Genomic DNA, 6,652 nt, shown 5'->3' on the forward strand with positions numbered 1-6,652 from the left:
GCCGCGCCGTCCAACGCGACCTACGCAACGCCACCGACATGCACCGCACCCTGATGCGTCTGGTCCCCGACGGCCTGGGCGACAGCCCCCGACAGACGGCCGGGCTCCTGTACCGCCTCGACGTAACCGACACCTTCAACACGCTCCTGGTCCAGGCCGCCACCCTCAACCCGACACGCCTGCCCAAGGACTACGGCCACGCCGACGTCAAAGACCTCACCCCGGTGTTTAACGCCCTCCACAAGGGCCTCGCCGTCCGCTACCGAATCGTCGTCAACCCCGTCAAATCCGAACGCCTGCCGCTGGAGAACAAGGGCCAGCGCGGCAAACGCATCGCCCTCACCGGACCGGAAGCCGACCAATGGTGGGCACGCCGCGCCCACGAGGCTGGCCTGCACCTGGCCACAGCGCTGCCCACCCCAGTCGCTGCTGTACATGGCCGCGGCGACAACGCCGCCGCCATGCGGCACCACCTGCTGCGCTACGACGGCATCGCCACCGTCACCGACCCTGACGCTCTCGCCGAGGCTGTACTGGTTGGCATCGGACGGGCCAAGTCTTACGGCGCCGGCCTGCTCAGTCTCGCCCGTGCAGTCCTATAGCCTGCCTTTCGACGGCTGCTAGGCTCACGAGTTCCTGGCCGCCGACACGGGGGTGCTCCGAAGATGGACATGATCGGACTGAACACCACGTAGTCATTTCGCCGACGCGGAGGTGGTCGGGAGACCGCGCACATGAGCCGCCGTCGGCATCAGTCCTCCCGGCCAAAGCGGGGGTGCTCCAGCCTGAACCTCGACGAAGACCTTGCTGTCTGAGTCCTTCCCGCCCACGCGGAGGTGCTCCAGTCGTCGGCACATGCATCGCCGTGACCCACGAGCCCTCCCCGCCGAAGCGGGGGTGTTCCGACCGTCTTACGCATGTAGGTAACGCTGACCCGATCCTCGAGGGCTTCTACCCGTCACCGTCGGCCAGATCGCCACCGGAACCGTCCACCGCCGTCACGGCAGCTGGTACGCGACCATGCCCGGCTATCCCGTCCAGCGCGCTGCCGGCCCGCACCAGGCCGCCGCCGCCCTCGTCGACCAGGGCAAGCGCCCCACGCTCCCCGCTCAGGCACCAGGAACGTACGCGCCCCCGACTGTCCGGATAGACGGATGGTCGGGGGCGAGCGTGACGCGGCAGGATGCTCCGCATGACCTTGCCCACCCCCGAGCCGCACACCGCCCGCCTGCGGCTGCGGCCGTTCACCGACGCCGACGCGGCGTCGCTCTACGCGCTGCACGGCAGCGCCCACGTGCTGCGTTACTGGGACTCCCCGCCGTGGACGGAACCGGCCCGCGCCCAGCGCTTCATCGCCACCTGCGGACGATCGAGGAGGAAGGCACGGGAGTACGGGTGGAGGCGGTGGTGGACGTCGTCCGCGATGAGGCGGGCCGGCGGGCCGTCATCCGGTACGTCTCCACCGGCCCCGCCCCGGGCCTATCTCTGGACGCGGTGCCGCTGTTCGGCAGGTGACCCCGTTCCCTGCTCTCTCTCGCCGTTTCGTCTTGCCTGTGCAACCGACTGTGCAGCGATGCTGCGGGGTGCGGACTGTGCATGGCGTTGGCGGTGTGCACATTCCGGCTGTTGGGGCTGCACAGTGCTGTGACCTGCGATGGTCGGGCCTGTGGTCGGGGCTGAACAGTCCATGGTCGGGGATTGTGCAGTCCATGGTTGGGCTGCGTATTGGCCCGTTTCTGCTGTTTCCTGGTGTGCGTAAGCGACTACGGTGGCGTCGACCGGGCGGTGATCACTGGGGGCTGGGATGCGTGCGACTGTGCAGGGACGACGAACCGAGGCGCTGTGCTGCGCTGTCGTGCTCGCCGGGGTGTTGGCCGGCTGCGGAGACTCTGGCGGTGACGGCAAGCCTGCGAGCTCTTCGGCGGCGTCGGCAGTACCGTCGGTGCCGGCCGCTTCGGCGTCTGGGACGCAGGACCTGCATGCCGCCGATGAGGTGAAGGTCTTGGCGGTGTACCGGGCCATGACCGAGGCGGAAGGCGAGGCCTACCGTACGGGCACGGACAAGGGCACCGGTCTTGAGCGCTATGCCACCCTGGACGCTCTTGGGCAGACCCGTCTGGATCTGGCCCGGATGAAGGAGGCCGGGACGGTCGTACGCGGCGAGATCGGCCACGATCCGGAGGTGACCAGCCTCGACCTTGAGGCGAAGACACCCACGGCGAAGCTGTCAGACTGCATCGACCTGTCGGAGTACCAGACGTACGACGTGCGGGCGAAGAAGGTGATCCCGCTGCCCTCGGAGCAGCCCCTGCGCTACATCGCCACCGCGACGGCAGAACGCTGGGACGGCCGCTGGATGATTACCGAGGTGAACACCCAGGGCGGCGGGGCATGCTGACCAAGCGTCGCATCACGCTCGCAGGATCGACGACGATTGCGGCCGTGACCGCGCTCCTGGCGGTCGGCACCGCACCCGCCTACGCCGATAGGGGTGGTACCGGCGTCGGCGCCCCCGGATGCCGGGGAGCCTCGAAATACGTCAAGGTCTGCGCGTCCGATCCCTCTAGTCGCGCGGGTTCGTCTGGGAGTTCGGGTGCGCCTGCGGCGGGTTCCGGGGCCGGCGTGGGTGGTAGGGGCGGCACGGCGGCGGCGAAGTGCACTTACACCAAGCTCGTCCCTCAGCCGCCGGCCAATAACCTGGCGATGCAGGACGGTAAGAGGCAGGGCGGCAAGGGAGCGGTGTACCAGGTGATGTGCCCGGACACGGGACGCATCGGTGTGGTCTGGGTCCCGGACGGTGAGCCGGCGCCCGCGCAGCCCGCGATCGATCCGGAGGTCCTCGCCCGTCGGGCGGTCGACTCGATGCGCCTGGATGGCCCGGACGTCGCTTCGCCGCGCCCGGGCGGCGAGTACGCGGTCGGTGTGCCGATGTGGCTGTGGGTCAACCAGGGTGAGAACACCTACGGCCCGGCGACCGCGACGGCTTCCGCGGGCGATGTCACGGTGACGGCCACTGCCGAGGTCACCTCGATCCGCTGGACCATGGGTGACGGTGCGACCGTCGCCTGCGCCGGCCCCGGTACCCCCTACCGCGGCAGTCAGAGCATGGCGGATTCCCCGGACTGCGGGCACCGCTATACACGCACCAGCAGCGGCTGGCCCGGCGAGCGGTTCCCGCTGACCGCCACCTCCACCTGGACCATCACGTGGGAAGTGTCCGCCGGCGAACCCGCGGGCGACGCGGGGGAGTGGACCGAGACCCGGGACAGCACCGTCGGTGTCCGCATCGGTGAGGTACAGGTTGTCAACTGAAGCCCCCTGAAGTGGGCGCTCCGAGTTCCCTGGGAGAGCCCAGTGCAAGCGACCGTGACCTGCATGGTCGCGGCTAGGTGCTTGCTGCCAGGGGTGAGCGGGCATGGCGCCAGTGTTCAGGCACTCACGGGTGCTGTGTGTGCATCCAGCTGGCCGTGTGGCCGGGGTGGGTGACGGGTTGCCAGATGGGTGCGGAGGGTCCGTGTTGTAGTAGTTCGGTTGTGGTGGTGGCCAGGATGGGTACCTTGCGCAGGAATGTGGGCGGGATTTGCTTGGCGGCGGCGTTGAGGGCGTGGATGCGGTTATCGACGCCGGCGGGGCCGGTGCCGGTGAGGACGAACAGCAGCCGCGGGAACAGCGGGTAGTGCCGCCGCCAGCTTTCCTCCTGCACAGCCAGGTGGGGTCTGGTGCCGGGCGGGGGAGCGGGTACGTAGCTGTGGAGGCGGGCGTACGCGCTGAGTTTCGCGGCGAGGCGTTCGGGTCCCATGGTGGCGCGGTCGACTTCGATGAACGCCCGCAGCATCGACCCGCTGTTCCCACCGCGGGTAGCGCGGCTGCGGTAGTAGAGCAGAGCGTCGGGGATGACCGCCTCGCCCCCACCGATGGGGTGGTGGACTTCGGGCATCCAGTCCAGAGGCTGGCACACGTCCCCATGCTGGCGGGCGTCCTGGACGAACGCGAGCCCGGTCTGCGTTACCGCCAGGGCGTGTCCGACGCGTAGCCGGGCGGCGGTCGGGTCGGATGCCATCCGCGAGGGTCGCCACCCTCGCAGTTCGGGCCATTCGGAGGCGATCTGCGCTCCGTACTGGGTGAGGAACCAGCAGCGGGTCCGGCCGGCCTGCGGCAGCGTCACCCGGTCCACCAGCCCCTCCCCGCGCAGCTTGGCAAGCCGCCGCCGTGTCTGCTCGATCCGCACCCTGGGCGCGACCAGCACATGCATCTGCTCCGTCGTCGCCATCCGCCACTGCGCCAAGACGGCCAGCGCGAGGCGGTCCCCGCCGCCCGCATCCTCGTGCACCATTCCTGAAAGCTCCTGCCGTGAAGAGTCCACGCGGTGCCGCTCTCAGCGTGCGGCACCGCTCATCTCGTCCACGGCACCAGCCCGCTTCGACCAGAAGGTCGACCACCGAGGCTCGACCACGGTCACGATGTGACAACACCGCCGCGGACCGAGCCCGCAACCCCTCCACGGTCCCTGCTGACAACCCCGCCGACATCTATTCGCGCCCTTCGCGGGCCTGGTGACGGAATGGCAGGTCATCACATCCGTAGAGTCGTGGCCGGGAGCCCGACATCCCCCTCTGCACACCCCTGCGCTGGTCACGGACTGGAAAGAAGAAAGGGAAGGGGGGAGGGACGGGCGTGGTGGTGGGCGGCCGGGGGATCGGGGCGGTCCCTGTCCCGGTTGTGCGTCGGCGGGGCCTTCGCGCGTCGCGCCGCATGAGGACGGCGCATCACAGGGAAGAGGGCAGGGGCGTAGCTTGCGGGGGTCAGGGTGCAGGCTGCCGGTTGGCCTCGGTGCCATCTGGGTGCTGGCAGTGCTTGTAGCGGGCGCGGGCTTCGGCTACGGCGCGTTGCCATCCGCGTTCGTTACCGCCGTGATGGCGCGCCAGTTGTGCGGCCATACCCCGCTGATAGCCGCCGGCCTGTCGGAGCGCGGCGAGGGCGGCGGCCACGGCCTGCTCACGTCGTTCGCGTCCCCAGCCGCCGCCGTGGTTGCCCTGTCCGTCGCCGGGCCGCCTCCCAGCCGTTCGTAGGCGGCCTGTGCCGGTGTCGGCCTGCCAGGCGTTCCAGAACGTTTCGACGGCTTCCTGGTCGTAGTAGTGGGTGCGTTGCAGCATGCAGGCCGCCTCTGGGAACCGGAGCTCTTCGGGGTACTGTTCCCGCTGCGCGTACCAGCGGGCCACGGTGGCCGCCGATGCTCCGGTGTGCTGCATGATCCACATGCGGTTGACAACCCACCGCTCGTCATAAATCCGGCGCAGCGCATCACTCATTACCGAAACCCCTTCAAGATGCTGGGCGCAGCACAGCGCCGTGACTCCCTTCCTCTACACTAGACCAGTCTCGTTGGAGAGAGACACTGGCGGTGAATTCCGGAAAGGGTTTGCCGACCCGCTTGATTCGGAATTCACCGCCAGGCGCATTCAGGCATCAATAAGAGGATGAATCCAAAAAAATTCGCCTTGATGGCAGGCCGTCGATAAAAGGCGGGCCGGAGGCCCATTCATTTCTCGCGGGGGCGGGCGCGAGTGGGGGCCGTATGGTCCTCCGGACCAATGCCGGCGCGTGCTCCGGGACGTCCTCCGGACTTCCCTCCGCCCGAGCCGCTCGGGGCGTCCTCCGGACATGCGCCCCGAGTGCATTTCAGGAAGGATCCTCCGGACCACCTGAATGCAGGAGGCCCCCACCCGCGCCCGCCCCCGCCCCCGCGTCTGTGGCGGAGGGGTGCCGGGTCGCCATCCACAGCACCCCTCCGTGCCCCGTGCGGACTGCGGGGCAGGAGACGGGCCCCAGGGAGCCACCATGGGCCCGCAGGGCGTCAGCCCACGGTGTAGGCGACAGGCGGATAGACCGCCTCGCCGTCGTCCTCGGGCACGGAATGGACGTCGAAGGCGTCCACATAGGTGCCGGGCTCACGGCCGTCCAGCAGCCCGGCGGCCTCAGCGGCCGGGCACTCGTTCAGGACACCCCAGCACAGGTGCCACGCCCGGACCGTCGCCTGCCCGCCGCCGGAGGCGGTGGACCGCACGTACATGACGCCAGAGCACAGCGTCTGAGCCAGTCCGCACGTCAGCAGGAACACGAAGTTGTCCAGGTACTTGGGCTCAGCCCCCACCAGGTCATCCGAAGTGCCCTTACCCTCCACAGTGACCGGAAGGACAGCGCTCAGAGGGCGCTCCATCCCTTCCATGTCCACCCCGAGCCTGACCACGTGCTCCCCAGGCACGAGCTGCGCCATCAGAGAGGCCATGACCGCGTGAGCCTCCTCGCGGGCTTCCGCGATCACGTTCAGAGAAACCGGCTTGAGTTCCATTTTTCCCCTTCGTCTGTTTGGAGAGAGAAGACCGGGGAGAGTTGCCGCTCTACCCCGACACTCCTAATTCTGCCCAACGGGACAGAAAGGAAACCGAATACAGCAAGAAAGTCCGCTCAAGCCGGAGGCGAGAGCGGAAGTGCCGGAGGCACCAAAACCAGCCAGCATTTCGTGCCGGAGGCACGCACGTCCTTAATTGGCCGGAGGCCAATTAAGGACGATCCGCCGGAGGCGGACCATTCGCGCGGGGACGCGCGAAACGAGCGAAGCGAGTATTCGGCTGCCGGAGGCAGAGCGAAGCGG

Annotated in this window: 6 protein-coding genes and 1 pseudogene; 4 read left to right on the forward strand and 3 right to left on the reverse strand. The window is 68.7% G+C overall.

Going from position 1 to position 6,652, the window contains the following annotated elements; all coding sequences use genetic code 11:
- From cas6e to ACGF3J_RS38625, 4 genes and pseudogenes are all read left to right on the forward strand, one after another.
- A partial coding sequence (cas6e, locus tag ACGF3J_RS38610) for a type I-E CRISPR-associated protein Cas6/Cse3/CasE (protein ID WP_393856113.1) occupies nucleotides 1-602 on the forward strand: 602 nt, incomplete at its 5' end.
- A 590-nt stretch (nucleotides 603-1,192) separates the two neighbouring features.
- Nucleotides 1,193-1,413 (forward strand): annotated as a pseudogene (locus ACGF3J_RS38615) (GNAT family N-acetyltransferase); the annotation flags it as partial.
- 391 nt (nucleotides 1,414-1,804) lie between these two features.
- Nucleotides 1,805-2,398, forward strand: a complete 594-nt coding sequence (locus tag ACGF3J_RS38620; protein ID WP_393856114.1) for a hypothetical protein — start codon at nucleotides 1,805-1,807, stop codon at nucleotides 2,396-2,398.
- Nucleotides 2,392-3,312: an ATP/GTP-binding protein gene (locus ACGF3J_RS38625; RefSeq protein ID WP_393856115.1), complete on the forward strand. Its 921-nt coding sequence runs from the start codon at nucleotides 2,392-2,394 to the stop codon at nucleotides 3,310-3,312. Before ACGF3J_RS38620 ends, ACGF3J_RS38625 begins: the two co-directional genes overlap by 7 nt.
- A gap of 124 nt (nucleotides 3,313-3,436) precedes the next feature.
- On the opposite strand, the gene ACGF3J_RS38630 is transcribed toward ACGF3J_RS38625, so the two are convergent.
- The 3 genes from ACGF3J_RS38630 to ACGF3J_RS38640 form a co-directional block, all read right to left on the reverse strand.
- Nucleotides 3,437-4,333 carry a replication-relaxation family protein gene (locus tag ACGF3J_RS38630; protein ID WP_393856116.1) on the reverse strand — a complete coding sequence of 299 codons (897 nt, stop codon included), beginning with the start codon at nucleotides 4,331-4,333 and terminating at the stop codon, nucleotides 3,437-3,439.
- A gap of 469 nt (nucleotides 4,334-4,802) precedes the next feature.
- Nucleotides 4,803-5,309 (reverse strand): hypothetical protein, encoded by a 507-nt coding sequence (locus ACGF3J_RS38635; RefSeq protein ID WP_393856117.1) that lies wholly within the window; start codon nucleotides 5,307-5,309, stop codon nucleotides 4,803-4,805.
- 545 nt (nucleotides 5,310-5,854) lie between these two features.
- Entirely contained in the window at nucleotides 5,855-6,349 is a 495-nt protein-coding gene (locus tag ACGF3J_RS38640) for a hypothetical protein (RefSeq protein WP_393856118.1), read from the reverse strand.
- Nucleotides 6,350-6,652: the final 303 nt, after the last annotated feature.

The sequence above is a fragment of the Streptomyces sp. NPDC048171 genome (genome assembly GCF_043202655.1).
Classification (GTDB): domain Bacteria; phylum Actinomycetota; class Actinomycetes; order Streptomycetales; family Streptomycetaceae; genus Streptomyces.

Excerpts from the sequence above, each read along its gene's own strand:
- ACGF3J_RS38620 (WP_393856114.1), top strand. The coding sequence starts at position 1,805 with ATGCGTGCGACTGTGCAGGGACGACGAACCGAGGCGCTGTGCTGCGCT.
- ACGF3J_RS38625 (WP_393856115.1), top strand. The coding sequence starts at position 2,392 with ATGCTGACCAAGCGTCGCATCACGCTCGCAGGATCGACGACGATTGCG.
- ACGF3J_RS38630 (WP_393856116.1), bottom strand. The coding sequence starts at position 4,333 with ATGGTGCACGAGGATGCGGGCGGCGGGGACCGCCTCGCGCTGGCCGTC.
- ACGF3J_RS38635 (WP_393856117.1), bottom strand. The coding sequence starts at position 5,309 with ATGAGTGATGCGCTGCGCCGGATTTATGACGAGCGGTGGGTTGTCAAC.
- ACGF3J_RS38640 (WP_393856118.1), bottom strand. The coding sequence starts at position 6,349 with ATGGAACTCAAGCCGGTTTCTCTGAACGTGATCGCGGAAGCCCGCGAG.